Annotated in this window: 21 protein-coding genes; 13 read left to right on the forward strand and 8 right to left on the reverse strand. The window is 72.2% G+C overall.

Translation table 11 applies throughout. From position 1 onward, the window contains the following. Positions 1–8: 8 nt before the first annotated feature. From pgl to tkt, 6 genes are all read right to left on the reverse strand, one after another. The gene (pgl, locus tag ACN27C_RS18395) at positions 9–779 is read right to left on the reverse strand and encodes a 6-phosphogluconolactonase (RefSeq protein WP_422746983.1); all 771 of its coding nucleotides are present in this window, start codon (positions 777–779) and stop codon (positions 9–11) included. A gap of 69 nt (positions 780–848) precedes the next feature. After that, positions 849–1,865: a glucose-6-phosphate dehydrogenase assembly protein OpcA gene (locus ACN27C_RS18400; protein ID WP_091331179.1), complete on the reverse strand. Its 1,017-nt coding sequence runs from the start codon at positions 1,863–1,865 to the stop codon at positions 849–851. A 31-nt stretch (positions 1,866–1,896) separates the two neighbouring features. Beyond that, entirely contained in the window at positions 1,897–3,411 is a 1,515-nt protein-coding gene (gene zwf, locus ACN27C_RS18405) for a glucose-6-phosphate dehydrogenase (RefSeq protein WP_091331180.1), read from the reverse strand. 50 nt (positions 3,412–3,461) lie between these two features. Next, positions 3,462–5,033: a glucose-6-phosphate isomerase gene (locus tag ACN27C_RS18410; protein ID WP_422746986.1), complete on the reverse strand. Its 1,572-nt coding sequence runs from the start codon at positions 5,031–5,033 to the stop codon at positions 3,462–3,464. A gap of 101 nt (positions 5,034–5,134) precedes the next feature. Further along, positions 5,135–6,313 (reverse strand): transaldolase, encoded by a 1,179-nt coding sequence (gene tal, locus ACN27C_RS18415; protein WP_422746988.1) that lies wholly within the window; start codon positions 6,311–6,313, stop codon positions 5,135–5,137. A gap of 16 nt (positions 6,314–6,329) precedes the next feature. Beyond that, positions 6,330–8,468, reverse strand: coding sequence for a transketolase (gene tkt / locus ACN27C_RS18420; RefSeq protein ID WP_120568924.1), 2,139 nt, complete (start codon positions 8,466–8,468; stop codon positions 6,330–6,332). 263 nt (positions 8,469–8,731) lie between these two features. On the opposite strand from tkt, the gene ACN27C_RS18425 reads away from it, so the two are divergent. From ACN27C_RS18425 to ACN27C_RS18435, 3 genes are all read left to right on the forward strand, one after another. After that, positions 8,732–9,691 (forward strand): heme o synthase, encoded by a 960-nt coding sequence (locus ACN27C_RS18425; protein WP_422746990.1) that lies wholly within the window; start codon positions 8,732–8,734, stop codon positions 9,689–9,691. 219 nt (positions 9,692–9,910) lie between these two features. Then, positions 9,911–10,243: a hypothetical protein gene (locus ACN27C_RS18430; RefSeq protein WP_013287454.1), complete on the forward strand. Its 333-nt coding sequence runs from the start codon at positions 9,911–9,913 to the stop codon at positions 10,241–10,243. A gap of 10 nt (positions 10,244–10,253) precedes the next feature. Next, the gene (locus ACN27C_RS18435; RefSeq protein WP_422746992.1) at positions 10,254–11,168 is read left to right on the forward strand and encodes an ATP-grasp domain-containing protein; all 915 of its coding nucleotides are present in this window, start codon (positions 10,254–10,256) and stop codon (positions 11,166–11,168) included. A 40-nt stretch (positions 11,169–11,208) separates the two neighbouring features. Here the strand turns inward: ACN27C_RS18435 and ACN27C_RS18440 are convergent, their stop codons facing one another. Together ACN27C_RS18440 and ACN27C_RS18445 are read right to left on the reverse strand one after the other, a co-directional pair. Beyond that, positions 11,209–12,876, reverse strand: a complete 1,668-nt coding sequence (locus ACN27C_RS18440; protein ID WP_422746994.1) for a right-handed parallel beta-helix repeat-containing protein — start codon at positions 12,874–12,876, stop codon at positions 11,209–11,211. Positions 12,877–12,950: 74 nt separating this feature from the next. Further along, complete coding sequence (locus ACN27C_RS18445) at positions 12,951–13,913, reverse strand: COX15/CtaA family protein (RefSeq protein ID WP_422746996.1); 963 nt, start codon at positions 13,911–13,913, stop codon at positions 12,951–12,953. 98 nt (positions 13,914–14,011) lie between these two features. Here ACN27C_RS18445 and ACN27C_RS18450 point away from each other — a divergent pair, with 98 nt between their 5' ends. The 10 genes from ACN27C_RS18450 to ACN27C_RS18495 all read left to right on the forward strand — a co-directional run bounded on the left by ACN27C_RS18450 (position 14,012) and on the right by ACN27C_RS18495 (position 25,948). Beyond that, entirely contained in the window at positions 14,012–14,788 is a 777-nt protein-coding gene (locus tag ACN27C_RS18450) for a helix-turn-helix transcriptional regulator (RefSeq protein ID WP_091420402.1), read from the forward strand. Then, the gene (sufB, locus tag ACN27C_RS18455) at positions 14,785–16,215 is read left to right on the forward strand and encodes a Fe-S cluster assembly protein SufB (protein WP_013287447.1); all 1,431 of its coding nucleotides are present in this window, start codon (positions 14,785–14,787) and stop codon (positions 16,213–16,215) included. Before ACN27C_RS18450 ends, sufB begins: the two co-directional genes overlap by 4 nt. A gap of 59 nt (positions 16,216–16,274) precedes the next feature. After that, entirely contained in the window at positions 16,275–17,417 is a 1,143-nt protein-coding gene (gene sufD, locus ACN27C_RS18460; RefSeq protein WP_422746999.1) for a Fe-S cluster assembly protein SufD, read from the forward strand. Further along, positions 17,417–17,761 carry a non-heme iron oxygenase ferredoxin subunit gene (locus ACN27C_RS18465; protein WP_120568930.1) on the forward strand — a complete coding sequence of 115 codons (345 nt, stop codon included), beginning with the start codon at positions 17,417–17,419 and terminating at the stop codon, positions 17,759–17,761. The genes sufD and ACN27C_RS18465 overlap by 1 nt, the downstream gene beginning before the upstream one ends. Continuing rightward, complete coding sequence (gene sufC, locus ACN27C_RS18470) at positions 17,761–18,534, forward strand: Fe-S cluster assembly ATPase SufC (RefSeq protein WP_120568931.1); 774 nt, start codon at positions 17,761–17,763, stop codon at positions 18,532–18,534. Before ACN27C_RS18465 ends, sufC begins: the two co-directional genes overlap by 1 nt. A gap of 8 nt (positions 18,535–18,542) precedes the next feature. Beyond that, complete coding sequence (locus ACN27C_RS18475; protein ID WP_422747001.1) at positions 18,543–19,847, forward strand: cysteine desulfurase; 1,305 nt, start codon at positions 18,543–18,545, stop codon at positions 19,845–19,847. Beyond that, positions 19,847–20,320: a Fe-S cluster assembly sulfur transfer protein SufU gene (sufU, locus tag ACN27C_RS18480; RefSeq protein WP_120568933.1), complete on the forward strand. Its 474-nt coding sequence runs from the start codon at positions 19,847–19,849 to the stop codon at positions 20,318–20,320. Before ACN27C_RS18475 ends, sufU begins: the two co-directional genes overlap by 1 nt. Before the next feature lie 11 nt (positions 20,321–20,331). Then, entirely contained in the window at positions 20,332–20,754 is a 423-nt protein-coding gene (locus ACN27C_RS18485) for a metal-sulfur cluster assembly factor (RefSeq protein WP_370585031.1), read from the forward strand. Between the two features lie 447 nt (positions 20,755–21,201). After that, positions 21,202–21,900 (forward strand): LysE family transporter, encoded by a 699-nt coding sequence (locus ACN27C_RS18490; RefSeq protein WP_422747004.1) that lies wholly within the window; start codon positions 21,202–21,204, stop codon positions 21,898–21,900. A 352-nt stretch (positions 21,901–22,252) separates the two neighbouring features. Continuing rightward, a complete protein-coding gene (locus ACN27C_RS18495) occupies positions 22,253–25,948 on the forward strand; it encodes a M12 family metallo-peptidase (protein ID WP_422747006.1) in 3,696 nt (1,231 codons plus the stop codon). The last annotated feature ends 72 nt before the right edge of the window (positions 25,949–26,020 follow it).

Here is a 26,020-nt window from a genome sequence, read left to right on the forward strand (position 1 = left end):
GACCGGGATCAGCGGAGGCTGCGCAGCCGCGGCGGCACGTTCGCCGCGGCGGCCCGGTCCAGCAGCCAGAGGGTACGCGAGACGCCCCGCACCCCGGCGGCCGGCAGCTGCACCGGCCCGGCCCCGGCCAGCGCCATGCCCACCGCCCGGGCCTTGTCCGCCCCGGCGGCGATCAGCCAGACCTCCTCGGCCGTGTTGATCGTCGGCAGGGTCAGCGTGGTCCGCACCGGCGGCGGCTTCGGGCTGCCCCGCACCGCGCTGACCGGCCGGTTGTCGTGGTGCACCGGGTGCTCCGGGAACACCGACGCCACGTGCCCGTCCTCGCCGACGCCGAGCATCAGCACGTCGAAGTGCGGCACCATCGCGTTCCCGGGCCGCGCGGCGGCGGCCAGCTCCCGCGCGTATCCGGCGGCAGCCGCCTCCGGGTCGTCACCAGCGGGGCCGTCCGACGCCGGCATCGGGTGCACCCGGGCCGGGTCGAGCGGCACCGTGTCCAGCAGCGCCGCCCGCGCCTGCGTCTCGTTGCGGTCCGGGTCGCCGGCGGGCAGGAACCGCTCGTCGCCCCACCACACGTCGACCCGGGACCAGTCGACCGCGTCCCGGGCGGGCAGCTGCCCGACCGCCCGGTACACCGCCGCGGCGATCCGCCCGCCGGTCAGCACCACCGACGCCTGGCCGCGCTCGGCCTGCGCGTCGAGCAGCTTCACCACCAGCCGGGCCGCCACCGCCTGCGCCAGCAGGTCGGGGTCGGCGTGTACGGCGACACTCGCCTCAGTCATCCGTCGTGCCCTCGTGTTCCGACCGCCCACCGGCGGTCACCTGTGCCTCCGACCGCCCGGTCCGGGCGGTCACTCGTTCGCGGTCGCGCCCGCGTGCGCGGTCACGCCGGCCTCGGCCCGCTGGGCGGTCGCCGGATCCTTCCACACGTGCACCCGCTGGGCCGGGCGCTGGTCGAGCCCGGTGATCCCGGCCGCAGCGCCGAGCGCCTCCGCGTACACCTGGTCGGCGTCGAGGCGGCGCAGCTCCTCGGCCAGCTCGTCACCGAGCGGCCGGCGGACCAGCGGCAGCGTGCGGTCCTCCTGCCCGGTACGCCGGAACACCGCGATGCTGTCGTCCCGGGTGAGCGTCAGCTCGTCGCCGTTGGCGCAGCGCAACTGCACCTGGCGCATCCGGGGGAACTCGTCGGTGGCGGTCAGGACCGGGTCGATGCCGAGCCGGGCCTTCAGCCAGCCGCGCATCAGCGCCGCCGTCGGGTCCGACGGGGGAGCCACCACGCTGGCCTCGGTGACCCGGGCCTGGGTGGTGTCGAACGCGCCCGCCACGAGCGTGCGCCACGGGGTGATCCGGGTCCACGCCAGGTCGGTGTCGCCCGGGGCGTAGTCGTGGGCCCGCTGCCGCAGCGCGGCGATCGGGTCGGCGGCCTGCGCCGAGTCGGTGATCCGCCGGTCCGCGACCACGCCGAGGAAATCGGTGGAGATCTCCGCCGGGGGCTCACCGTGCCACCACGTCACCACCGGCACGTCCGGCACCAGCAGCGGCATCACCACCGACTCGGCGTGCAGCGCGAGGCGCCCGTACATCCGGGTCACCACCGCCTCGCACGGCCCGAGCCGGCCACCCACGACGATCTCCGCGTCCAGCCGGTTGCGGTCGCGCTCCACGTCGGAGCGGACCACCACGAGCAGCCGGCACGGGTGCGCCGCCGCGGCGATGGTGGCCGCCGCCTCCGCCTCGCGTACCCGCTTCTCGTCCACCACCACGATCAGCGTGAGCGCCATGCCACTGGCCACTCCGCCGGCGCTGCGCCGTTCCGCGGCCAGCGCCTTGACCACCTCGTTGCCGGTGGTGTCCCACAGCCCGATCAATGGAGCCTCCTGGTTCGCTCGCAGTGCTCGCTCACGCTCTTCGCCAAGCCCGGCCCTCGCGGGCCAGCATCTCGTCGGCGGCCCGGGGCCCCCACTCACCGGCCCGGTACGGCTCCGGGGTCGTGCCCTCCCAGGCGTGCTCCAGCGGGTCGACGACCTGCCAGCTCTGCTCCACCTCGGCGGCGTCCGGGAACAGCGTCCGGTCGCCGATCAGCACGTCCAGCACCAGCCGCTCGTACGCCTCGGGGCTGGACTCGGTGAACGCCTCGCCGTACTGGAAGTCCATCGCGATGTCGCGGACCTCCATCGTGGTGCCCGGCACCTTGGAGCCGAACTTCAGCACCACGCCCTCGTCCGGCTGTACCCGGATGACGAGCTGGTTGGGGCCGAGGGACTCCATGTCGGCGGCGTTGAACGGCAGGTGCGGCGCCTTCTTGAACATGATGGCGACCTCGGTGACCCGCCGGGGCAGCCGCTTGCCGGCCCGGATGTAGAACGGCACACCGGCCCAGCGGCGGTTCTGGATGCCCAGCTTCACCGCCACGTACGTCTCGGTGGTGGAGCCCTCCGGGACGCCCTCCTCCTCCAGGTAGCCCTTGGCCCGCTCGCCGCCCACCCAGCCGGGCAGGTACTGGCCGCGCACGGTGTCCTCGGAGACGTCGTGCGGCACGGTGATCGCCTTGAGCACCTTGAGCTTCTCGGCGCGGATCTCGTCGGCGTCGAAGCTCGTCGGTTCCTCCATGGCGACCAGGGCGAGCAACTGGAGCAGGTGGTTCTGGAGCACGTCGCGGGCGGTGCCGACGGAGTCGTAGAACGCCGCGCGGGTGCCGATGCCGACGTCCTCGGCCATGGTGATCTGCACCGAGTCGACGTACTTGGAGTTCCACAGCGGCTCGAACAGGTTGTTCGCGAAGCGCAGCGCCAGGATGTTCTGGACGGTCTCCTTGCCCAGGTAGTGGTCGATCCGGAACACGTCCTGGCGGGTGAAGACGTCGTCGACGAGGTCGTTGAGCGCCTTGGCCGAGGGCAGGTCGTTGCCGAACGGCTTCTCCACCACCACGCGCCGCCAGCCGCCGGACTTGGCGTTGTCCGCCATGCCGGTGCGGGCGAGCTGCTTGAGCACCACGGGGAAGGCCGCCGGGGGGATGGAGAAGTAGAAGGCGGCGTTGCCGGGGATGCCGTGCGTGTCGCGCAGCTCGTCGAGCGTGGCGGCGAGGTGGTCGAACGCGGCGTCGTCGTCGAACGAGCCGCCGACGAACTTGATGTTGCCGGCGAGCCGGGCCCACACCTCCTCCCGCCACGGGGTACGCGCGTGCTTCTTGGCCGCGTCGTGCGCCACCGACTCGAAGTCGCCGTCGCCCCAGTCCCGTCGGGCGAAGCCCAGCACCACGAAGCCGGGCGGCAGGAGCCCCCGGTTGGCCAGGTCGTAGACCGCCGGCAGCAGCTTCTTGCGGGCCAGGTCACCCGTCACCCCGAAGATCACCAGGGCACACGGCTCGGGGATCCGGGGCAGCCGCCGGTCCTGCGGATCGCGCAGCGGGTTCACCGGGCCACCTCCTCCTGCGTCTCGGTCCGCTGATTCCAGGTCATTGATCGTCACGTGCGTGTCCGTCCGGCCGTGTCCAGGAGCTGGGCGGCACCCGCCGCCCGCTCGGTCAGGTGCAGTCGCAGCACCGGTCGCTCCCGGCCGGCCAGGGCCCGCCGGTCGCCGGCGGCCTGGGCCGCCTGGAGCTGCGCGAAGGTGTACGGACGGCCGGGCACCTCCAGATCATCGGTGACCGCACCGGTGATCTGGAGGTGCCGGCCGCGCGGGTCGGTGTGGTGCGGCCGGCGCGGTCCCCAGCCGAAGGTGACCGGGCGTCCGGCGGCCCGCGCCAGCAGCGGGCGCAGCCCGGCGATCGCCGCGTCGGCGTGCCGGTCGAGGTACGCGGTCACCACGAGGTGCTCCCGTTCGCCCAGCCCGTCGAGCAGCCAGCGCAGCGCGCCGGTCAGGTCGGCCGGTGCGCCGCTCGGGGCGTACACCTCGATCGCGCCCTCGACCGACGACGGCGGCCCGCTCTCCGGCGCCGCGTCGTCGTCCGCCGGGTCCGGCGGCGCGGCGAACGGGTCGGTCCGCAGCGTCACCGCGGCGGTCGCGGCGGCGTAGGCCCAGGTGAGCAGGTGTGCGCCGAGCGGACCGTTGACCGCGACGTCGGCGGCCACGCCCGGTCCGACACCGGCGCCGAGGGCGCCGCCGAGACCGACCGTGAGCACGCCCGGACCGGTGGCGCCGGGGGAGTCGGGGGACTCCGCCACCACCGGCAGCAGACGTCCACCGGTGGCGTCGGCGAGCAGCGCGCCCGCCCAGCGGCCCAGGCCGTCGAGGCCGGTGCCGTCGGGTACCAGCGCGATCGTGTCCCGGCCGGCGCCGGGCGCCGCGCCCAGGGCCGCGCCGAGCGCCAGGGCCGGGTTGTCCCGATCCCGGTCGAGCGCGCCGGTGAGCGCCTCGGCCTCGTCCAGCACCTCGGCCACCGGCGCGCCCGCCAGCGCGGCCGGGACCAGGCCGAACGCGGTGAGCGCGGCCCACGGCCCGGACGTGCCGGGCTCGGCCGGGAGCACCACCGCGCCCAACTCGTCGGCGCGCGCCGCGAGTTCCGAGCCGGGCTCGGTGACCACCACGACGTGCCGGGCGGCATCCGGGCCTTCGTCCGCCCACGCCTGCCGGTAGACCCGCAGGTGGGCGTCGGTGGTCCGGTCGAGGCCGTGCCGGGCGGCGAGCACGAGGAGGGTACGCGCCGGGCGGTCGGCGAGCGCGGCCCGCGCCGGCCCCGGATCGGCGGTGTCGAGCACCGTCACCGGCCGGCCCAGGCACTCGGCCAGCACCTCGGCGGCGAGCGTGTCGCCGCCGGCGCCGGCCAGCACCACGTGGTCCAGGTCGTCCAGCTCGGCGGCAAGTTCGGCGAGCTGGGGGAGCAGGTCCCGGCTGTGCCGGTGGGCGTGCAGCCAGCCCAGCCGGGCGAGGGCCGCCGGCTCGGCGGCCGGCCCCCAGAGGGCCGGGTCCGCGGCGGCGAGCCGGGCCGGGACGTCGTGGGAGACGAGCGTGGCGCGGGTGGCCGCACCGAGGGCGTCGGCCCCGCGCACGGCCAGACCGGCGGCCATGTCCGCCCGCCCGGCCAGCAGGTCACTCACCGCGCCACCTCGGCTCGTTCAAGGCAGACCACCTCACCCGTTCCACGGTACGGCGCGACGCGTCCCGGGGCCCGGCCCCGGGACGCGTCGGACGCCGTCGGTCACGCGTTGCCGCCGGCCTGCTGCGCCGCCTGCGCGTTCTCCCCGGCGGCCCGGTGCGGGCTGCCCGAGCCCTTGGCCGCCTCGGCGAGGGACTTCTTGACCCCCTCCAGCAGCTCCACCCAGCTCGCCTCGAACTTCTCCACGCCCTCGCGCTCCAGCGTGGCGATCACGTCGGACAGGTCCACGCCCACCGACTGGAGGTCGGCGAAGACCTGACGCGCGTCGTCGTACGCGACGGTGACGGTGTCCGGCTTCGTCTCGCCGTGCTCGGCGTAGGCGTGGACGACCGGCTCCGGCATGGTGTTGACGGTGCCGGGCGCGATCAGCTCCTCGACGTAGATGACGTCCCGGTAGTCCGGGTTCTTCGTCGACGTGGAGGCCCACAGCGGGCGCTGCGGGTGGGCGCCCGCGTCGGCCAGCTTCTGCCAGCGCGCCGAGGAGAAGACCTCGCCGTAGCGCTCGTACGCCAGCCGGGCGTTGGCGACCGCCGCCTTGCCGCGCAGCGCCTTGGCCTGGTCCGAACCGATCTTCTCCAGCCGCTTGTCCACCTCGGTGTCGACCCGGGAGACGAAGAACGAGGCGACCGAGCCGATCTTCGACAGGTCGTGCCCGTTGGCCTGCGCCTGCTCCAGGCCGGCCAGGAACGCGTCCATCACCTGCGAGTAGCGGTCCAGGCCGAAGATCAGCGTGACGTTGACGCTGATCCCCTCGGCCAGCGTCGCGGTGATCGCGGGCAGGCCCTCCTCGGTGGCCGGGATCTTGATGAACAGGTTCGGCCGGTCGACCAGCCACCACAGCGCCTTGGCCTCGGCGACGGTCTTCGCCGCGTCGTGCGCCGAGCGCGGGTCCACCTCGATCGACACCCGGCCGTCCACGCCGTCGCTGACGTCGTACGAGGGGCGCATCACGTCGCAGGCCCACCGCACGTCGTACGTGGTGAGCATGCGGACCGCCTCCTCGACGTCCACGCCGCGTACGGCGAGGTCACGAAGCTGCCAGTCGTACTCGTCGGCGTCGCTCAGCGCCTTCGCGAAGATCGTCGGGTTGGTGGTCACCCCGGCGACGTGGCTCTCCCGGCGCAGCTTGTCCAGCCCGCCGGAGCTCAGCCGTACCCGGGAAAGATCGTCGAGCCAGATCGCCACACCGGCGCCCTGGAGCTCCTTCAGCCTGTCCGTCATGCCGTCCACGCTCCCCTCAGTTGCCGGTCGTGAAACCGGTGATGTCGCCCACCCGGGTCAGCGCCGCGTGCGCGGCGGCCACGATCCGGTCGGGGGTGAACCCGAACTGCTCGAAGAGCACGGTGTGCGGTGCGCTGGCGCCGTAGTGCTCGATGCTCACGCACTCGCCGCTGTCGCCGACGATCGCCCGCCAGGACATCGCGATACCCGCCTCCACGCTCACCCGTGCCTTTACCCCGCGAGGCAGCACCGACTCCCGGTACGCCTCGTCCTGGGCGAAGAACCACTCCTGGCAGGGCATGGACACGACCCGGGTGGGGGTGCCGTCGGCCTCCAGCCGCTCCCGCGCGGTGAGGCAGAGCTGCACCTCCGAGCCGGTGCCGACGATGATCACCTGCGGCTTGCCGTTCGACGCCTCGGCCAGCACGTACCCGCCCTTGGCGACGCCCTCGGCGCCGCCCAGGTCGGTGCGGTCGAACGTCGGCAGCGCCTGGCGGCTGAGCGCCAGCGCGGTCGGCCGGTCGGTGTGCTCCAGCGCCTGCCGCCACGCCCAGACCGTCTCGTTGGCGTCGGCCGGACGCACCACGTCCAGGCCGGGGATGGCCCGCAGCGCGGTCAGGTGCTCGATCGGCTGATGCGTCGGGCCGTCCTCGCCGAGGCCGATCGAGTCGTGCGTCCAGACGTACGTCACCGGCAGCTTCATCAGCGCGGCCAGCCGCACCGCCGGGCGCATGTAGTCGCTGAACACCAGGAACGTGCCGCCGTAGGGGCGGGTGCCGCCGTGCAGGGCGATGCCGTTGAGGATCGAGCCCATGGCGTGCTCACGGATGCCGAAGTGCAACGTGCGGCCGTACTCGTCACCGGGGAAGTCCTTGGTGGCGTGCGCGGCCGGGACGAACGACGGCTCGCCCTTCATCGTGGTGTTGTTGCTCTCGGCCAGGTCGGCCGAGCCGCCCCACAGCTCGGGCAGCACCGGCGCCAGGGCCTCCAGGATCTTGCCGGAGGCGGCCCGGGTGGCGACACCCTTGGCGTCCGCCGGGAAGGTCGGCAGCGCGTCGGTCCAGCCGGTCGGCAGCGTACGGGTGGCCATCCGGTCCCACAGCGCCTTGCGCTCCGGGTTGGCCTGCGCCCACGCGTCGAATCCGGTGGTCCACTCGGCCTGCTCCTGCGCGCCGCGCTCCAGCACCTGGCGGGCGTGCTTGAGCACCTCCTCGTCGACCTCGAAGGTGCGCTGCGGGTCGAAGCCGAGGATCTCCTTGGTGGCCTTGACCTCGTCCGCGCCGAGCGCCGAGCCGTGGATCTTGCCGGTGTTCTGCTTGTTCGGCGCGGGCCAGCCGATGATCGTGCGCAGCGCGATGAACGACGGCCGGCCGGTCTCCGCCTTGGCCGCCAGCAGCGCCTGGTACAGCGCCTCCACGTCCTCGTGGTAGTCGCCCTGGTCGGCGTCGCCGCTGCGCCAGTCGACGGTCTGCACGTGCCAGCCGTACGCCTCGTAGCGGGCCGCCACGTCCTCGCTCTTGGCGATGCGGGTGTCGTCCTCGATCGAGATCTCGTTGTCGTCGTAGATCACGCAGAGGTTGCCGAGCTGCTGGTGACCGGCGAGCGCGCTGGCCTCGTGGGTGATGCCCTCCTCGATGTCACCGTCGGAGGCGATGCACCAGATGTCGTGCCGGAACGGGGAGTCGGCGCGGTCCGGCTCCGGGTCGAACAGGCCGCGCTCGCGGCGGGCGGCCATGGCCATCCCGACCGCGTTGCCGAGGCCCTGGCCGAGCGGGCCGGTGGTGGTCTCCACGCCCGGGGTGTGGCCGTGCTCCGGGTGGCCCGGGGTGAGCGAGCCCCACTGGCGCAGCGCCTTCAGGTCGTCCAGCGCCAGCGGGTAGCCGGAGAGGAAGAGCTGGATGTAGAGCGTAAGGCTGGAGTGGCCGGCGGAGAGCACGAACCGGTCGCGCCCGGCCCAGTTCGGGTCGGCCGGGTTGTGCCGCATGACCCGGTTGAAGAGCAGGTACGCCGCCGGGGCGAGGCTCATCGCCGTCCCCGGATGGCCGTTGCCGGATTTCTCCACGGCGTCCATGGCCAGCACGCGGACCGTGTCGACGGCCCTGCGGTCGAGGTCGGACCAGTTGAGAGCGGGAAGCTCGGGTCGGTTGGCAGCCACGATGGTTGTGCTCCTCGGCAGATGGGCGGAACCCTCACTGATGACCCTATCGAGCGGTGCTAAACGTCCGCCCGGGGATCTCAGCATGCTGTTCTGTACGGATCGCGGACGTCCGGTCGTTCAACCCCAGGTGTGACGGCTCGCACCGTTGCCGGGTCCACGGGGCAGCGAAAACGACGCCGCGTAGTGTGTGGGGCGGTGTGTGGACCCGCAGCGGTCCGGGCCGAACGACCTCCCCCGCCGATGCCGGAAGGTGGCAATCCGTGAGCATGATCACCGAGCGCCCCGTCAGCAACCCTGCCGGGCAGTCGCCGGTGGGCGCGGTGGCGGAGGTGCCGGCGAGCGGCCGGCGGGACGTACGCGCCGTGGTGGCGGCGTACGTGACGCTGACCAAGCCGCGGATCGTCGAGCTGCTGCTGGTCACCACCGTGCCGGCGATGATGCTCGCCCACGGCGGGATGCCGTCGCTGTGGCTGGTCGCCGTGGTGCTGGTCGGCGGGTCGCTCGCGGCCGGCGCGGCGAGCGTCATCAACTGCTACATCGACCGCGACATCGACCAGCTCATGCGGCGCACCAAGCGCCGTCCGCTGCCCGCGCACACCGTGTCGCCGCGCAGCGCCCTGGTCTTCGGCCTGGTGCTGGCGGCCGTCTCGGTGGCGCTGATGGCGGCGGCGACGAACTGGCTGGCGACGGTGCTGACGCTGGCCGCGATCGCCTACTACGACCTGGTCTACACGCTGTGGCTGAAGCGGACCACGGCCGCCAACACGTTCTGGGGCGGCATCTGCGGGGCCGCGCCGGTGCTGATCGGCTGGGCCGCTGTCACCGGTTCGCTGGCGCCGGCCGCGTGGGGCCTGTTCGCTGTGGTGTTCTTCTGGCAGATGCCGCACTTCTACGCGCTGGCCATCAAGTACAAGGCCGACTACGCCCGCGCCGGGGTGCCGATGCTGCCGGTGGTGGCCTCGGTCCGGCGGGTCAACGCCGAGATCATCGGCTTCTCCTGGCTGACGGTGCTCTCCTCGCTGGCGGTCTGGCCGCTCGGGATGAGCCCGATCTACGGGGTCACGGCGCTCGTGGTCGGCGGGATCTTCCTCGTCGAGGCGCACAAGCTGTGCCGGCGCGCGACGCGCGGCGAGGCGGTCAAGCCGATGCGGCTGTTCCACTGGTCCACGACGTACCTCACGATCCTGTTCGCGGCCGTCGCGCTCGACGCGCTGCTCTGACCCGCCCGTCCGGCGGTTCATCAGAAATTTTTTTCGGGCTTTCCCGGACGGGTCCAACCCGGACAGATTGTGACGATCCCGCCCGCCCGTTTCACCCAGATATAAGCGACATGTACGGGCGAATTACCTGTGGTTCTTCTTAAACCGATGGGTAATTGGCATCACATTCAGTTCATGGTTCTCGCACATCCGGGTGGAACTCTGCTTAGGCTTCGCGTCATGGCAGATGGTTCCGATACGACGCTGACGGCTGACAAGACCGCCGAGCAGGCCCCCAACGGCCTGGTCGCGGGCATCAAGTCGTTCGCCGCCGGGCACGGCGGCGCGAAGGCGGTCATCGAGTACGTCGGCAAGCGCGGCGCACGGATCGTCCTCGTGGGTTCCGACGGGGTATGGGCAGACCAGTTCGCCGACGGCACGGACGTCGCGCGGCAGGCCTGCGCGAAGGCCGGGGTCGACGTCGAGAACGCCTGGGAGCGTGAACTGATGGACCAGATGCGTCCGAGCAACGACCTGTGGCGGTCGATGGCCCGGCGCACGATGGCCCGTTGACATATACCGAATGACCAACCACCACCAGTCGACCCGGGGGAGACCCCGGGTCGCTTTCGTCACCTGCGCCGAACTGCCCGGCCTCGACCCGGACGACCGGCTCGCGCTCGGCCCGCTCGCCGAACGCGGCGTCACCACCGAGATCGCGGTCTGGGACGACCCCTCGGTGGACTGGCCCGGGTACGACCTGGTCGTGCTCCGCTCCCCGTGGGACTACGCCCGGCGGCGGGACGAGTTCGTGGCCTGGGCACGTACGGTGCCGGCCCTGGTCAACCCGGCCGACGTGGTCGCCTGGAACACCGACAAGCGCTACCTGTCCGAGTTGGCCGCCGCCGGAGTGCCCACCGTCCCGACGGAGTGGGTCGAGCCCGGGCAGGCGTGGACGCCCCCGGCCCGCGGCGAGCACGTGATCAAGCCGGCCGTCAGCGCCGGCAGCCAGGACACCGGTCGCTACGACCTGACCGACAGGGAGCACCGTGAGCTCGCGGTGGCCCACGTACGGCGGCTCTCCGCCGCCGGGCGGGTCACCATGGTCCAGCCGTACCTCGGCGCGGTGGACACCGCCGGGGAGACCGCGCTGCTGTTCCTGGCCGGCCCCGGCGGCCTGGCGTTCAGCCACGCGATCCGCAAGGGTCCGATGCTGACCGGGCCGGACCTGGGCGAGGCCGCGCTCTACAAGGAGGAGCGGATCGACGCCCGCGCCGCCACGGCGGAGCAGCGCGCGGTGGCCGAGAAGGTGCTGGCGGTGGTGCCCGGCGGCCCGGACCGCCTGCTCTACGCCCGCGTCGACCTGATCCCCGGCCCGGACGGCGCGCCCGTACTGGTCGAGCTGGAGCTGACCGAGCCGAGCCTGTTCGTCGGGTACGCCGACGGCGCCCCGGACCGGCTCGCCGACGCGGTGCTCACCCACCTGGCCCGCCGCTGAGGCCACCGGCCGGGGGACCGGCCCGCACCCGGCGCGGCGCTCAGTCGCGGTCGCTGTGGTTGCGCGCCCAGCGGCCACCGATCGGCGGCGTGTCCAGCCGCAGCGCGGCCTCGGTGCCGGCCAGGTCGTTGTCCTCGAACGCGCAGGAGACGCAACTGCCCGCCTCGGTGACCCAGATGCCGTACGCCTGGGTGTCGGCGTCCCGGTGCCAGATCCGGTTGCCGCGCACGGTGGCCGAGTCGAACGGCGCGGCGATCGTGATGCCGCCGCACGCGGGCGGCGAGTCGGGCAGCTCGTACGCCGTGCCGGGCCCCGGCGTGGCGGCGGTCCAGCCGGTGGAGCCGTCCGGGCGCACCTCGGCCAGGGAGAGCCGGTCGGCGCTGTTGTCGGACACCACGGCGTCCCGGGAGCCGACCCGCACCACCTTGCCCCGGTGCCCGCCGGCCGGCCAGTCGGCGTTGCCGTCGGTGACCTCGCGGGGGCCGTACCGCACCGCCTCGCCGGAGCCGGTGCCGGCCGGGGCGGAGCGGCGGCCGTTGTCCCGGATTCGGTTCCCGACGATCGACGTGTCGAGCATCGGCCGGTCGATCCGGATGCCGTCCAGCGCGTTCTCCCGGATGTCGTTGTCCTGGATCACCACGTCGGCCGCCGCGCCCCGGTAGCCGTGGCCCAGGTCGTGCTCGTGGTAGCCGAAGCCGCCGTTGCGGCTGATCCGGTTGGCCTGGACCGCGTACGGGCCGGGGGTGTTGCCCATGCTGATGCCGTCGCCGACGTTGTAGTCGATCACGCAGCCGGTGACCAGGCCGCCGCGCCCGGCCACCCCGGCGGTGCCGTTGCCCGACACGTCGAAGCCGGCCTCCAGGTTGTTGGTCATGGTGCAGCCGGAGACGATCAGCCCGTCCGCGCCCCAGTCGGAGATGCCGAACCGGTTGGCCTGGCTGTGGCAGCCGATGATCCGGATGCCACGGGGCGGGGTCCAGTAGTCCTTCTGCAGCTCCAGGAAGATGCCGTTGGTGCCGTTGCCGATGGTGGTGCAGTTGGCGATGGTGAGGCGCTCCACGTCGCCCCAGCCGCCGATGCCGACGCCGATCCCCGCGCCGCCCATCTGGTCGCCGTTGTCCAGCCGGCCGCACCCCACCGCGACCACCCCGTCGATCAGGCTGTCCTGGAGGAAGTCGCAGCCCAGGCCGGTCGCGCCGGTGTGGTGGATGTAGAGGTTGCGGAACACGCCGCGCACCACGTACTGCAGGCCCAGCCCCTTGGCCAGGTAGTCGTAGGCGGTCTGGGCGACGCCGGAGCCGTCGATCTCGAAGTCGGCGAACGTGCAGTCGGTGATGTGCCGGTCCCGGTCCGCGCCGTGCTGCACGGTGGTCCAGAAGGCGAGCGGGACCGGCGCGCTGCGGTTGCCCTCGTTGCTGAGCAGGAAGCGGGTCGCCGCCGGCCCGGCGCCGAGCAGTGAGACGCCGCTGCGCCACACGGTGCCGGCGTCGCGGATCGAGTACAGGCCGGGCGGGCAGTAGATCACCCGCGCCCGGCCGTCGGCGTCGTACCCGGCGCCGAGGCGGTCCACCAGCGCCGCCAGGGCGGGCTGGTCGTTGGTGACCCCGTCGCCCGTGAGGCCGTACTCGCGGGCGTCGCACCACAGCGGCGCGCCGGCGACCGGGGTCAGCCGTTGCGGGGTGGTGGTGGAGAGGCTCTTGCGCGACACGGGGAGCTCCCCTCGGGCGGACGGTCGGTGACCCGGACCGCTTTCCCGCTCCCGCCGCGCGGTAACGCCCGCACTCAGGCGGCGGCGCCCACCCGTTGCGCGGCGGGCACGGCCGGTGCCGCCGGGGTGGCCGGCAGCCGCTCCCGGGTCGCCCAGAGCACGCCGAGCGTGGCCAGCAGCACCAGGCAGGAGCCGAGCATGTGCGCGCCGACCAGCACGGCGGGCAGGTGGGTGAAGTACTGGACGAAGCCGATCACGCCCTGGCCCAGCTCGACCGCGATCAGCACCGCGGCGGCCCGCGCCGCCCGCGCCGCGCCGACCGCCCGGAACGCGAAGTACAGCGCCACCGACAGGCCGATCAGCAGGAAGACGCCGTCGGCGTGCACCTGGGAGATCGCCGCCGGGTCCAGGCCGTTGCGGGCCGCGCCGTGGTCGCCGGCGTGCGGTCCGCTGCCGGTCACCCACGTGCCGACCACCAGCACCGACGCGCTCACCGCCATGGTGATCCAGGCGAGCGTACGCAGCGGCGCCGGCACGGTCGGGGACACCGGCCCGTCCGGGTCCTTGATGCGCCGCCAGAGCGCGTACGCGACCGCGATCACCGCCATCGAGGCGAGGAAGTGCAGCCCGACCACCCACGGGTTGAGGTTGGTGAGCACGGTGATGCCACCGATGATCGCCTGGGCCGGGATGCCGAACAGCACGCCCACGGCCAGCGGCAGCGTCCCGCGGCGGCGCGGACGGTGCGCCAGCACGGCCAGCACCACGGCGAGCGCGATGATCCCGACCGCGAAGGTGAGCAGCCGGTTGCCGAACTCGATCACCCCGTACACGCCCATCTCGGGTGTGGTGGTGTAGGAGTCCTCGGTGCACCGGGGCCAGGTGGGGCAGCCGAGGCCGGAGGCGGTGAGCCGGACGGCCCCGCCGGTGACCACGATCGCGACGTTCGCGATGATCGAGGCGAGCGCGAGGCGGCGCAGCAGCGTGGCGGAGACCGGAAACCGGACGGATCGCTTCACGGAGCGAATCCTACGCACCGTAGTTGATCCCGATCGGGTGACTCCGGCACCCCGGTGGTCGGAATCACCGGACCCCGGGTTTGCGGGCCCTCCGCGAATTACGTAACGTTGCTGTTGTGAAAAACGCGGCGGCGCTCTCCCGAACGCCGGTGACCGGTCCGGTCGCCGGTGGTTCGCGCGCACGTCGCGGCGTACGGCCCGGCGAGCGGGAGACCGCCCCGGCTGACCTGTCGACCCGGGACCGGGTCACCCAGCTGCTGCTGGAGCGTGGTCCCACCACCGCCGCGCAGCTCGGCACGGCGCTCGGCCTGAGCCCGGCCGCGATCCGCCGCCACCTCGACGCGATGCTCGCCGACGGTGACGTGGTCGCCCGCGACCAGACCGTCCGCGGCAGTCGCGGGCGCGGCCGCCCGGCCAAGGTCTTCGCGCTCACCGAGGCGGGCCGCGGTCGCTGTGGCACCCACCACTACGACAACATGGCCACCGCCGCGCTGCGGTGGATCGCCCGCACCGGCGGCACCGAGGCGGTCGCGGCGTTCGCGGCCGAGCAGGTCTCCGCGCTGGAGACCCGCTGCCGGGCGGCCATGGAGGACGCCGGAGACGCCCCGCTCGCGCGGGCGGAGGCACTCGCCGGCGCGCTGACCGCCGAGGGTTACGCTGCCAACGCGTCCACGATCGCCTCCGGCGGCCAGCTCTGCCAGCACCACTGCCCGGTGGCGCACGTGGCCGCCGAGTTCCCTCAGCTGTGCGAGGCCGAGACCGAAGTGATCTCCCGTCTGGTCGGCACTCACGTACAGCGCCTGGCCACCATCGCGCACGGCGACGGCGTGTGCACCACGCACATTCCCGCCCAGTCCGGTTCCACCGTCACCACTGTGAGGACAGATAGATGACCGAGCAGATCGTCCAGCCCCTGACCCAGGAGGAGCAGCTCGCGGCCCTCGGCCGTTACGAGTACGGCTGGGCCGACCCCGACGTCGCCGGGGCGTCCGCCCAGCGCGGCCTCAGCGAGGCGGTGGTGCGGGACATCTCGGCCAAGAAGAACGAGCCGGCCTGGATGCTCGACCTGCGGCTCAAGGGCCTGCGGCTGTTCGGCCGCAAGCCGATGCCGAACTGGGGCGCCGACCTCACCGGGATCGACTTCGACAACATCAAGTACTTCGTGCGGTCCACCGAGAAGCAGGCCACCTCCTGGGAGGACCTGCCCGAGGACATCAAGAACACCTACGACAAGCTCGGCATCCCGGAGGCGGAGAAGCAGCGCCTGGTCGCCGGTGTCGCGGCGCAGTACGAGTCCGAGGTGGTCTACCACCAGATCCGTGAGGACCTGGAGGAGCAGGGTGTCGTCTTCCTGGACACGGACACCGCGCTCAAGGAGCACGAGGACCTGTTCAAGGAGTACTTCGGCACGGTGATCCCGGTCGGCGACAACAAGTTCGCCGCGCTGAACACCTCCGTCTGGTCCGGTGGCTCGTTCATCTACGTGCCGAAGGGCGTGCACGTGGACATCCCGCTGCAGGCCTACTTCCGGATCAACACGGAGAACATGGGCCAGTTCGAGCGGACGCTGATCATCGTCGACGAGGGCGCGTACGTGCACTACGTCGAGGGTTGCACCGCGCCCATCTACTCCTCCGACTCGCTGCACAGCGCCGTCGTGGAGATCATCGTCAAGAAGAACGCCCGGTGCCGGTACACGACCATCCAGAACTGGTCGAACAACGTCTACAACCTGGTCACCAAGCGCGCCGTGTGCCACGAGGGCGCGACCATGGAGTGGGTCGACGGCAACATCGGCTCCAAGGTCACCATGAAGTACCCGGCGGTCTACATGACCGGCGAGCACGCCAAGGGCGAGGTGCTCTCGGTGGCCATGGCCGGCGAGGGCCAGCACCAGGACGCCGGCGCCAAGATGGTGCACGCCGCGCCGCACACCTCCTCGACCATCGTGTCGAAGTCGATCGCCCGGGGCGGCGGCCGCACCTCGTACCGCGGTCTGGTGCAGGTGCTGGAGGGCTCGACCAGCAGCAAGAGCACGGTCAAGTGCGACGCGCTCCTGGTCGACACGATCTCCCGCTCCGACACCTACCCGTACGTCGACATCCGCGAGGACGACGTGTCGATGGGGCACGAGGCGACCGTCTCCAAGGTCAGCGAGGACCAGCTCTTCTACCTGATGAGCCGGGGCCTGAGCGAGGACGAGGCGATGGCGATGATCGTGCGCGGCTTCATCGAGCCGATCGCCAAGGAGCTTCCGATGGAGTACGCGCTGGAGCTCAACCGCCTGATCGAGCTGCAGATGGAGGGCGCGGTCGGCTGACGCCGGCCGCCCGCCCTCCGACTCACTGACACCTCGTCGCAGAACAGACCAAGGAAGAGATGACTACCCAGGCTTCCGCGCCGCCCACGACCAAGTCGCAGGCGCTCCGCTCGTACGACGTCGCCGACTTCCCGGCCCTGACCGGCCTGGAGGAGGAGTGGCGCTTCACCCCGCTCAAGCGCCTGCGCGGCCTGACCGGGTCGGCGCAGGGCACGACCGGCGCGGTCCGGCACGAGCACGGTGACCTGCCCGAGGGCGTCACCGTCGACCGGATCGGCCGGGACGACCCCCGGATGGGCAGCGTGCTCACCCCGTTCGACCGGGTCAGCGCGCTCGCGTACGGCGGGGCCGACGGCGCGCTGCTGGTGCGCGTCGACCGCGACGCGGTGGTGCAGCAGCCGGTGCGCCTGCGGGTGGTCGGCGAGAACGCCGAGGCGCTCGCCTTCGGCCACACGTTCGTCGAGGTGGACCGGTTCGCCGAGGCCACCGTGGTGATCGAGCACGTCGGCTCGGCCACGCTTGCCGACAACGTCGAGGTGACCGTGGGCGACGGGGCGAAGCTGACCCTGGTCACCGTCGCCGACTGGGCCGACGACGCGGTGCAGGCGCAGCACCTCAAGGTGCGGCTGGGCCGCGACGCCCGGATCCTGCACGTGCAGGTCAGCCTCGGCGGCGACCTGGTCCGGCAGTACACGTCGGTGGAGTACACCCAGCGCGGCGGCGAGGCCGAGCTGTACGGCGTCTACTTCGCCGACTCCGGCCAGCACCTGGAGCACCGGCAGCTGGTCGACCACACCGTGCCGGACTGCCGCAGCAACGTCGGCTACCGGGGTGCGCTGCAGGGCGACGACGCGCACACGGTCTGGGTCGGCGACGTGCTGATCCGCGCCGAGGCCACCGGCACCGACACGTACGAGATCAACCGGAACCTGCTGCTCACCGACGGCGCGCGGGCCGACTCCGTACCCAACCTGGAGATCGAGACCGGCGAGATCGCCGGCGCCGGGCACGCCAGCGCGACCGGCCGGTTCGACGACGAGCAGCTGTTCTACCTGATGGCCCGGGGCATCCCGGAGGCCGAGGCGCGGCGCCTGGTGGTGCGCGGCTTCTTCGCCGAGCTGATCAACAAGATCCCGGTCGAGGACCTGCGCGAGCGCCTCGGTGACGCCATCGAGGCCCGGCTGGCGAAGGCCGGCGCCTGATGCTCAAGATCTGCTCCACCGAGGACGTGCCGAAGGGCACCGCGATCAGCGCCGACGTGGACGGCGTGCAGGTCGCGATCGTGCACGGCGAGGACGACGTGTTCTACGCCGTGCACGACGAGTGCTCGCACGCCGCCGTGGCGCTGTCCGAGGGCGAGGTCGAGGGCTGCACGCTGGAATGCTGGCTGCACGGATCCCGTTTCGACCTGCGTACCGGTGAGCCCACCGGGCTGCCCGCTACCGAACCCGTACCCGTCTATGCCGTCGAAGTCCGCGACGGTGACATCTACCTTTCCGTGGACGGCGACGGCCGTCCGCTGCCGAGCAATGGAGTGACCCGCTGATGAGCACCCTGGAGATCCGCGACCTGAAGGTGTCGGTCAAGCTGCCCGAGGGTGAGCTCAAGCCGATCCTGCACGGGGTCGACCTGACCGTGCGCTCCGGCGAGACGCACGCCATCATGGGCCCGAACGGCTCCGGCAAGTCCACGCTGGCGTACTCGATCGCCGGTCACCCGAAGTACGAGATCACCGGCGGCGAGGTGACCCTCGACGGCGAGGACGTGCTGTCCATGTCCGTCGACGAGCGCGCCCGCGCCGGCCTCTTCCTGGCCATGCAGTACCCGGTCGAGGTCCCCGGCGTGTCGGTGGCCAACTTCCTGCGTACCGCCAAGACCGCCATCGACGGCGAGGCGCCGAAGCTGCGCACCTGGGCCGGCGAGCTGCGCGGCGCCATGGAGAAGCTCCAGATGGACCCGGCGTTCGCCCAGCGCAACGTCAACGAGGGCTTCTCCGGCGGTGAGAAGAAGCGGCACGAGATCGTGCAGCTGGAGCTGCTCAAGCCGAAGATGGCCATCCTCGACGAGACCGACTCCGGCCTGGACGTCGACGCGCTGCGCGTGGTCAGCGAGGGCGTGAACCGGGTGCGCGACACCGGTGACACCGGCCTGCTGCTGATCACCCACTACACCCGCATCCTGCGCTACATCAAGCCCGACTACGTGCACGTCTTCGTGGCCGGCCGGATCGTCGAGCAGGGCGGCCGCGAGCTGGCCGACAAGCTCGAGGAAGAGGGCTACGAGCGGTACGTCGCCGGAGCCGGCGCGGCGCGGGCCTGAGACTCGACATGACCTCGATGGCCATCCCGGCGGGCATGCCGCAGTACGACGACGTGCCGCGCTTCGACGTGGCGAAGGTGCGGGCCGACTTCCCGATCCTCGACCGGGAGGTCAACGGTCACCCGCTCGTCTACCTGGACAGCGCGAACACCTCGCACAAGCCGCGGCAGGTGCTCGACGTGCTCGCCGAGCACTACGCGCTGCACAACGCCAACGTGTCGCGCTCGGTGCACACGCTTGGCACCGAGGCCACCGAGGCGTACGAGGGCGCGCGGGCGAAGATCGCCGCGTTCATCAACGCGCCGAGCGTGGACGAGGTGGTGTTCACCAAGAACTCCACCGAGGCGATCAACATCGTGGCGTACGCGTTCTCGAACGCCTCGCTGCGCGCGGACGGCGACCCCCGGTTCCGGCTCGGCCCCGGCGACGAGATCGTGATCTCCGAGATGGAGCACCACTCGAACATCGTCCCGTGGCAGCTTCTCGCGGAGCGCACCGGCGCGACGCTGCGCTGGTTCCCGGTCACCGACCAGGGCCGGCTCGACGAGTCCGGCCTGGAAGACCTGGTCACCGAGCGGACGAAGATCGTCTCGCTGGTGCACATGTCGAACATCCTCGGCACCGTCAACGCCACCTCGCGGATCACCGCGCGGGTCCGTGAGGTCGGCGCGCTGCTGCTGCTCGACTGCTCGCAGTCGGTGCCGCACCTGCCGATGGACGTGGTCGACTACGACGTCGACTTCATCGTCTTCACCGGGCACAAGATGTGCGGCCCGACCGGGATCGGCGTGCTGTGGGGCCGGGGCGAGCTGCTCGCCGCGATGCCCCCGGTGATGGGCGGCGGCTCGATGATCGAGACGGTGACGATGGCGGGCTCGACGTTCGCCGCGCCGCCGGCCCGGTTCGAGGCGGGCACCCCGCCGATCGCCGAGGCGGTGGCGCTCGGCGCGGCCGTGGACTACCTCACCGCGATCGGCATGCCGGCTGTTCAGTGGCACGAGAAGGAGCTGACGGCGTACGCGCTCGACGCCCTCGCCACCGTGCCGGACCTGCGGATCTTCGGCCCGACGGTGCCGGTGGGCCGGGGCGGGACGATCTCGTTCGCGCTCGGTGACGTGCACCCGCACGACGTCGGGCAGGTGCTCGACTCGCTCGGCGTGCAGGTGCGGGTGGGGCACCACTGCGCCAAGCCGGTGTGCACCCGGTTCGGGGTGCCGGCCATGACGCGGGCGTCGTTCTACCTCTACACCACCACCGCGGAGATCGACGCCCTGGTGGCGGGTCTGGAGCGGGTGCGGAAGGTGTTCGACTGATGCAACTTGAATCCCTCTACCAGGAGATCATCCTGGACCACTACAAGCACCCGCACGGCCGCGGCCTGCGGGAAGCGGCGGACCCGGCCGCCCGGGTCGGCGAGGCGCACCACGTCAACCCGACCTGCGGCGACGAGATCACCGTACGGGTGGCGACCGACGGCAGCGTGTTCACCGACATCTCGTACGACGGGATGGGCTGCTCGATCAGCCAGGCGTCGGCGAGCATCCTGCACGAGCTGCTGCGCGGCAAGGCCGCGAGCGACGCCGCGGTGGTGCACGAGGCGTTCGTGCAGTTGATGTCCGGGCGGGGCCAGGTCACGCCGGACGAGGACGTGCTCGGAGACGGGGTGGCGTTCGCGGGTGTCGCGCGCTACCCGGCCCGGGTCAAGTGCGCGCTGTTGTCGTGGATGGCGTTCAAGGACGCCGCGGCACGCGCCGGGGTGGGCGTGAGCCCGGAGGTGAAGGCATGAGCGACGAGAACATGACCCCCGAGGCCGGCGCGGTGGCGACGGACGGCACCGCCGTCAACGGGACTGTTGCCGACGGTGCGGCCGCGGGTGCGGCGGCCCCGGCCGGCGGCAAGGCCGCGATCGGCGACATCGAGGAGGCGATGAAGGACGTCGTCGACCCCGAGCTGGGCATCAACGTGGTCGACCTGGGCCTGGTGTACGGCGTCCACGTCGACGACGAGAACGTCGCCACCCTGGACATGACGCTGACCTCGGCGGCCTGCCCGCTGACCGACGTGATCGAGGACCAGGCCCGGCAGGCGCTGACCACCGGTCCCGGCGGCGGCCTGGTCAACGACATCCGGATCAACTGGGTCTGGCTGCCGCCGTGGGGCCCCGACAAGATCACCGACGAGGGGCGCGACCAGCTCCGCTCGCTCGGCTTCAACGTCTGACCGTTCTCCCGGTCACCGCCACGGGCGCGGCACCCCTGACAAGAGGGTGCCGCGCCTGTGGTGTTCGCGGGCTTGATCGACACCGTTACGCCGACGTGGTGTGGTCGGAGTGGGTCTGATGCCGCCACCTCGGCGTAGTGGTGTCGATCAAGGTGGGCTGACGGCACTGCCACCGGCGGCAGGGCCGTGGGCGGCGAGATCTTGGTATGAGATCGCCCCCTAGAAGGCAGATTCGTACCAAGATCTCCAGCCCAGCCCAGCCCAGCCCAGCCCAGCCGCGGGGTGCGCGTGCGGGCGCGCGGGAAAAGCGGTCGCGGGGTGAGGGAGTGGGGCGCAGGATGAGCGGGTGATCGAGGCGTACCCGAAGCAGGCTCCTGTCCGTGCGGCCACCGCCGCGCGTCGACAGCGCACCCTGCCCTCGGCCGCCTCGACCCATCATCCGTCGTCGTGACCGGGGCGTTCCTGGCTGGCCTGGTCGCCGGCTACGGCGTCGCCATTCCGGTCGGCGCGATCGCGATCCTCATTCTCGGACTCAGCGCGCGTACCTCGTTCCGGGTCGGTGCGGCCGCGGCGCTCGGCGTGGCTACCGCCGACGGGCTCTACGCCGCCGTGGCGGCGCTCGGCGGGGCCGCGGTGGCGAGCGGGCTCGCGCCGTTCGCGGGTCCGCTGCGGCTGGTCGCCGCGGGGGTGCTGCTGGCTCTCGCCTGCCTCACCGCCTGGCGCGCGCTGCGCCCACCGGCCACAACGCACCCGTCGAGCCCACCGGCCACAACGCACCCGCCGAGCCCGTCGGCCACCACGCACCCGCCGGGCACGACGCAGGAGCCGGGCGCACGGGGTGGCCTGGACACGCCGGTGCGGGCGTTCGGCGCGGTTCTCGCGCTGACCCTGCTCAACCCGGCCACTGTGGTCTACTTCGTGGCGCTCGTCCTCGGCCGTGGTGACGTGCTCGACTCCGGCCCGCCGGCCGCTGCCGCCTTCACCCTCGGCGTGTTCCTCGCCTCGGCGAGCTGGCAGGTGCTGATCGCCGGGGGCGGCTCGCTGATCGGCCGGGCCCTCACCGGCGCCCGGGGGCGGCGGGTCACCGCGCTGCTGTCCAGCGTCATCATCGCCGCTCTCGCAGTCGCCACGGTGCTCGGCGTGTGACCGACGTGGACCCGGCCAATGTGTCGGGCCGATTGCGGACCGGTTCATGATCCGTTACCCGGGGATCGGCCGAACCGGCGGTTGCGGCTGACGGAAGGCACCGTTCCGGTCCCGCGTCCGACCACAGGTGTGCTCGGCCGTCAGGTCGGCCGTCGCCGCTGAGCGAAGCGCGGATCCCGTAGGCCGGGACGGCCCGGATCACCGTCCAGGTAGAACCACATCGTCTTTGCGGGTGATGTTCGGGCTCACGAGTGGTCCTAGGGTCACGGAACAATCCGTGGACCGTTCACGTACGTCCGGTCATCCCCGCCGGTCGTGTGCCGGTCCACACCCGACCGAACAGGGAGAAGACTTGAGGATCATCCTCGGGCGCCCGCCGCGCGACCGGCAACCCGCCCGGCGCGGACGGACCGCTGCCCTCCTCGTCGCCGCGCTGGCCGCGGCGACGCTTCCCGTTCTCGCGGCGCCCGCGCCCGTCTCCGCGGCACCCGCCGTCCACGGACCGTGGCAGAAGGTGGACGGCAAACCGGCGGCCACCAAGGCGGGCCGCAACGCCGCCGTCAAGGCCAAGCGGCTGGCCGCGTACAAGCTGGACCGCGGCACCATGAAGGGCCTGCTGGACAAGGCACCGGCCGAGGACCGCGTGGCGGTGGCCCGGGTGGCGAAGCAGGTGGTGTCGCTGCCCGCTCCGGACGGCACGTTCCAGCGCTTCGAGCTGGTCGACTCGCCGGTCATGGAGGCCGGCCTGGCCGCGAAGCACCCGGAGATCACCACGTACGCCGGCAAGGGCCTGGACGACCCGACGGCGACCATCCGCGCGGACCTCACCCCGCTCGGGTTCCACGCCTCGGTCCGTTCGGCCGAGGGCAACTGGTACATCGACCCGTACTACCAGCGCGACCAGAGCCTCTACGCGAGCTACTTCGCCCGCGACCTCGAGCACCCCGAGGGGGAGTTCGTCGAGCGTGAGGACGTCACGCAGGAGGCGCACGCGCTGGCCGAGGAGATCGCCGAGGCGGAGGTTCCGGCCGGGCCGCTGGTGAAGCTGCGCACCTACCGGGTGGCGCTGGTGACCGACCCGTCGTACGCCACCTACTTCGGCGCGGAGAACGTCACCGCCGCGAAGGTGACGCTGATGAACCGGGTGACTCAGATCTACGAGGACGAGACCGCGATCCGGCTCGTGCTGATCAACGACACCGACAAGACGAACCTGAACACGCCGGCCCTGGCCACCGAGCCGAACGGCCCGTGCGGTGCGGCGGCCTGCTTCACGCCGGCGCAGCTCACGTCCTGCGGCAGCGGCACGCTCAGCCGTAACCGGATCGTGCTCGGCCAGCTCGTCGGTGCGAGCAACTACGACGTGGGCCACGTCGGCCTGGGCGTCAACGGTGGCGGCGTGGCGAGCCTCGGCGTGATCGGCGGCAACGGCAAGGCGCAGGGCTGCACCGGCCTGCCGACGCCGGTCGGCGACTTCTACGCGGTCGACTACGTCTCGCACGAGATGGGTCACCAGTTCGCCGGCAACCACACGTTCAACGGCACGCAGTACAACTGCTCGGGCGGCAACCGCAGCGCGGCCAACTCGTACGAGCCGGGCAGCGGTTCGTCGATCATGGCGTACGCGGGCATCTGCCAGCAGGACAACCTCCAGCCGCACAGCGACCCGTACTGGTCGCACCGCAGCTACACCGAGATCACCAACTACGTCACCTCGAACCGTCCGGCGATCAACGAGGTGCAGAACGTCTCGCTGTACGGGTTCGACGCCGACGGCGACTCGTTCACCGTCAGCTACGCGGGCAGCGACTCGGCGCCGATCGTGCGGGGCGTCAACTACACCACCGCCGGCATCAAGGCCGCCATCGAGGGCATCGCCGGCTGGCCGGCCGGTGCGACGGTCACCGTGGCCGCGTTCGGTGGCAGCGGCACGCTCAACGACAACGGCTTCCAGGTGACCTTCGGCGGCACGCTGGCGACCACGAACGTGGCGTCGCTGGAGCTGACGAACGTCTCCGGCGCCTCCGGTTTCGTCGGCGAGACGGCCAAGGGCGGCGCCATCGACAACGGCGGCTGGCTGGTCGAGGAGACCACCAACCACGCCCCGGTGGTCACCGTCCCGGAGACCGTCACCATTCCGGTGCGTACGCCGTTCGCGCTGACCGGCAGCGCCACCGACGCCGACGGCGACACGGTCACGTACCTGTGGGAGCAGAACGACAGGGGCGCCACGACCGGCACCGCGCTGACGAACAACACGAAGGTCAACGGTCCGCTGTTCCGGGTGTTCGGCGAGGCGGCGATCGTGTCGCCGACCGACACGCTGAAGTACCACTCGCCGGGTCTGAACTCGGTCACCACCGACTCGACCCGGGTCTTCCCGGACATGGCGCAGATCCTGGCCGGCAACACCAACGCCGCCAACGGCACCTGCCCGGCCCCGCCTGCGCCGCCGGCCACCGGTGGCGCCTCGAACGTGCCCGCCGAACTGGTCGACTGCTACTCGGAGTTCCTGCCCACCCGCGACTGGGTCGGCATGGCCGGTGACCGGACCCTGCACTTCAAGCTCACCGCCCGGGACGGGCGACTGGGTGGCGGCGGCATCGGCAGCGCCGACGTCGCCGTGGTCCTGGCGCCGGACGCGGGTCCGTTCCTGGTGACCTCGCAGGACACCGCGGCCGTCCTGGACGGCGGCTCGACCCAGACCGTGACGTGGGACGTGGCCGGCACCGACGTGGCGCCGGTGAACGCCACCCAGGTGAAGATCTCGCTGTCCGCCGACGGCGGGCAGACCTTCCCGTACGTGCTGGCGGAGCAGACCGCCAACACCGGCTCGGCGACGGTGACGCTGCCGAACGTGGCCACCGGGAAGGCCCGGATCAAGATCGAGGCGGTCGGCAACGTCTTCTTCGACGTCAACGACGCCGACTTCACCATCCGGTCCGCCCCGGTCGTCACCAGCACCGCCCCGGACGGCGGCGTACACGTCCAGTACAGCGACGCGCTCTCGCCGGCCGTCACGGTCACCGCGACCGACGGCGACACCGTCGGCGCGGACCTGAGCGCTGCGGCCACCGGGCTGCCCGCCGGCCTCTCCCTGGCCGTCACGAGCACCTCGGCGGCAGACGCCCGCCCGGGTACGCGTACCTGGACGGTCGCCGGCACCACCACGGCGGTCCCGGGCGACTACCCGGTCACCGTGACCGTCTCCGACGGCTCCGGGCTGACCGGCAGCACCTCGTTCACCGTCACCGTCGCCGCCGAGGACACGGCCGTCAGCTGGGCCGGCGACGCGCTCGTGAACACCGGGGCCAGTGGCGCGTCCGGCCAGGCGCTGCTGCGGGCCGTGGTCCGGGACAGCTCGGTGCTGCCGGGGGCGACGGACACCACGGCCGGTGACATCCGTACCGCCACAGTCACCTTCACCAAGGGCGGCGTGACGCTGTGCACCGGCGTGCTCGACCTGCTCGGCACGGCCACCACCACCGCGTCCGCGGCGTGCGCGGCCACCCTGCCGAAGGGCACGCACACGGTCACCGCGACAGTGGGCGGCACCTACACGGGCAGCACCACCGCCCAGGTGACAGTCGCCGTCTCCGACGGCGGCTTCCTCACCGGCGGCGGCGAGTTCACCGCCACCCGTTCGGCGGGGACCTACCCGGCCGACGTGAACTCCACGGTCGAGGTGGAGCTGAACGCGAAGCCGGGCAAGGCGAACAAGCCCGCCACGGGCAAGGCCGAGGTCGAGTTCCGCTCCGGCGGGAAGTCGTACACGATCGAGGCCGGCACCGTCGACGCGCTCGGCGTCACCTCGGTGGGCAAGGTCGCCCAGGTGCGCTACCAGGCCGCCCTGTACGACAGCAGGGGCAAGCTGGTGGCCTCCGGTCTGACCCTGGCCGTGACGGTGACCGACCGGGGCGCACCCGGCAGGAACGACACCGTCGGGGTGACCCTGTGGCGGGGCGGCTCGCTGCTCTTCTCGTCCGACTGGACGGGCGGCGCGACCGCCGAGGTCAAGCTGAAGGGCGGCAACCTGACCGTCCACTGATCACGCGGCACACGCGCGGGAGGGCACCGGCACCGGTGTCCTCCCGCGTTGCGTCTCGGGTTCCGTCGATGG

The organism is Micromonospora sp. WMMD1219, from assembly GCF_049315215.1.
Taxonomy (GTDB): Bacteria; Actinomycetota; Actinomycetes; order Mycobacteriales; family Micromonosporaceae; genus Micromonospora; species Micromonospora tulbaghiae.

What these genes read in the sequence shown, in the direction of transcription:
- pgl (WP_422746983.1), bottom strand. Translation starts at nt 779, where the DNA reads ATGACTGAGGCGAGTGTCGCCGTACACGCCGACCCCGACCTGCTGGCG.
- ACN27C_RS18430 (WP_013287454.1), top strand. Translation starts at nt 9,911, where the DNA reads ATGGCAGATGGTTCCGATACGACGCTGACGGCTGACAAGACCGCCGAG.
- sufB (WP_013287447.1), top strand. Translation starts at nt 14,785, where the DNA reads ATGACCGAGCAGATCGTCCAGCCCCTGACCCAGGAGGAGCAGCTCGCG.
- sufC (WP_120568931.1), top strand. Translation starts at nt 17,761, where the DNA reads ATGAGCACCCTGGAGATCCGCGACCTGAAGGTGTCGGTCAAGCTGCCC.
- ACN27C_RS18485 (WP_370585031.1), top strand. Translation starts at nt 20,332, where the DNA reads ATGACCCCCGAGGCCGGCGCGGTGGCGACGGACGGCACCGCCGTCAAC.
- tal (WP_422746988.1), bottom strand. Translation starts at nt 6,313, where the DNA reads ATGACGGACAGGCTGAAGGAGCTCCAGGGCGCCGGTGTGGCGATCTGG.
- ACN27C_RS18465 (WP_120568930.1), top strand. Translation starts at nt 17,417, where the DNA reads ATGCTCAAGATCTGCTCCACCGAGGACGTGCCGAAGGGCACCGCGATC.
- ACN27C_RS18475 (WP_422747001.1), top strand. Translation starts at nt 18,543, where the DNA reads ATGACCTCGATGGCCATCCCGGCGGGCATGCCGCAGTACGACGACGTG.
- sufU (WP_120568933.1), top strand. Translation starts at nt 19,847, where the DNA reads ATGCAACTTGAATCCCTCTACCAGGAGATCATCCTGGACCACTACAAG.
- sufD (WP_422746999.1), top strand. Translation starts at nt 16,275, where the DNA reads ATGACTACCCAGGCTTCCGCGCCGCCCACGACCAAGTCGCAGGCGCTC.
- ACN27C_RS18435 (WP_422746992.1), top strand. Translation starts at nt 10,254, where the DNA reads ATGACCAACCACCACCAGTCGACCCGGGGGAGACCCCGGGTCGCTTTC.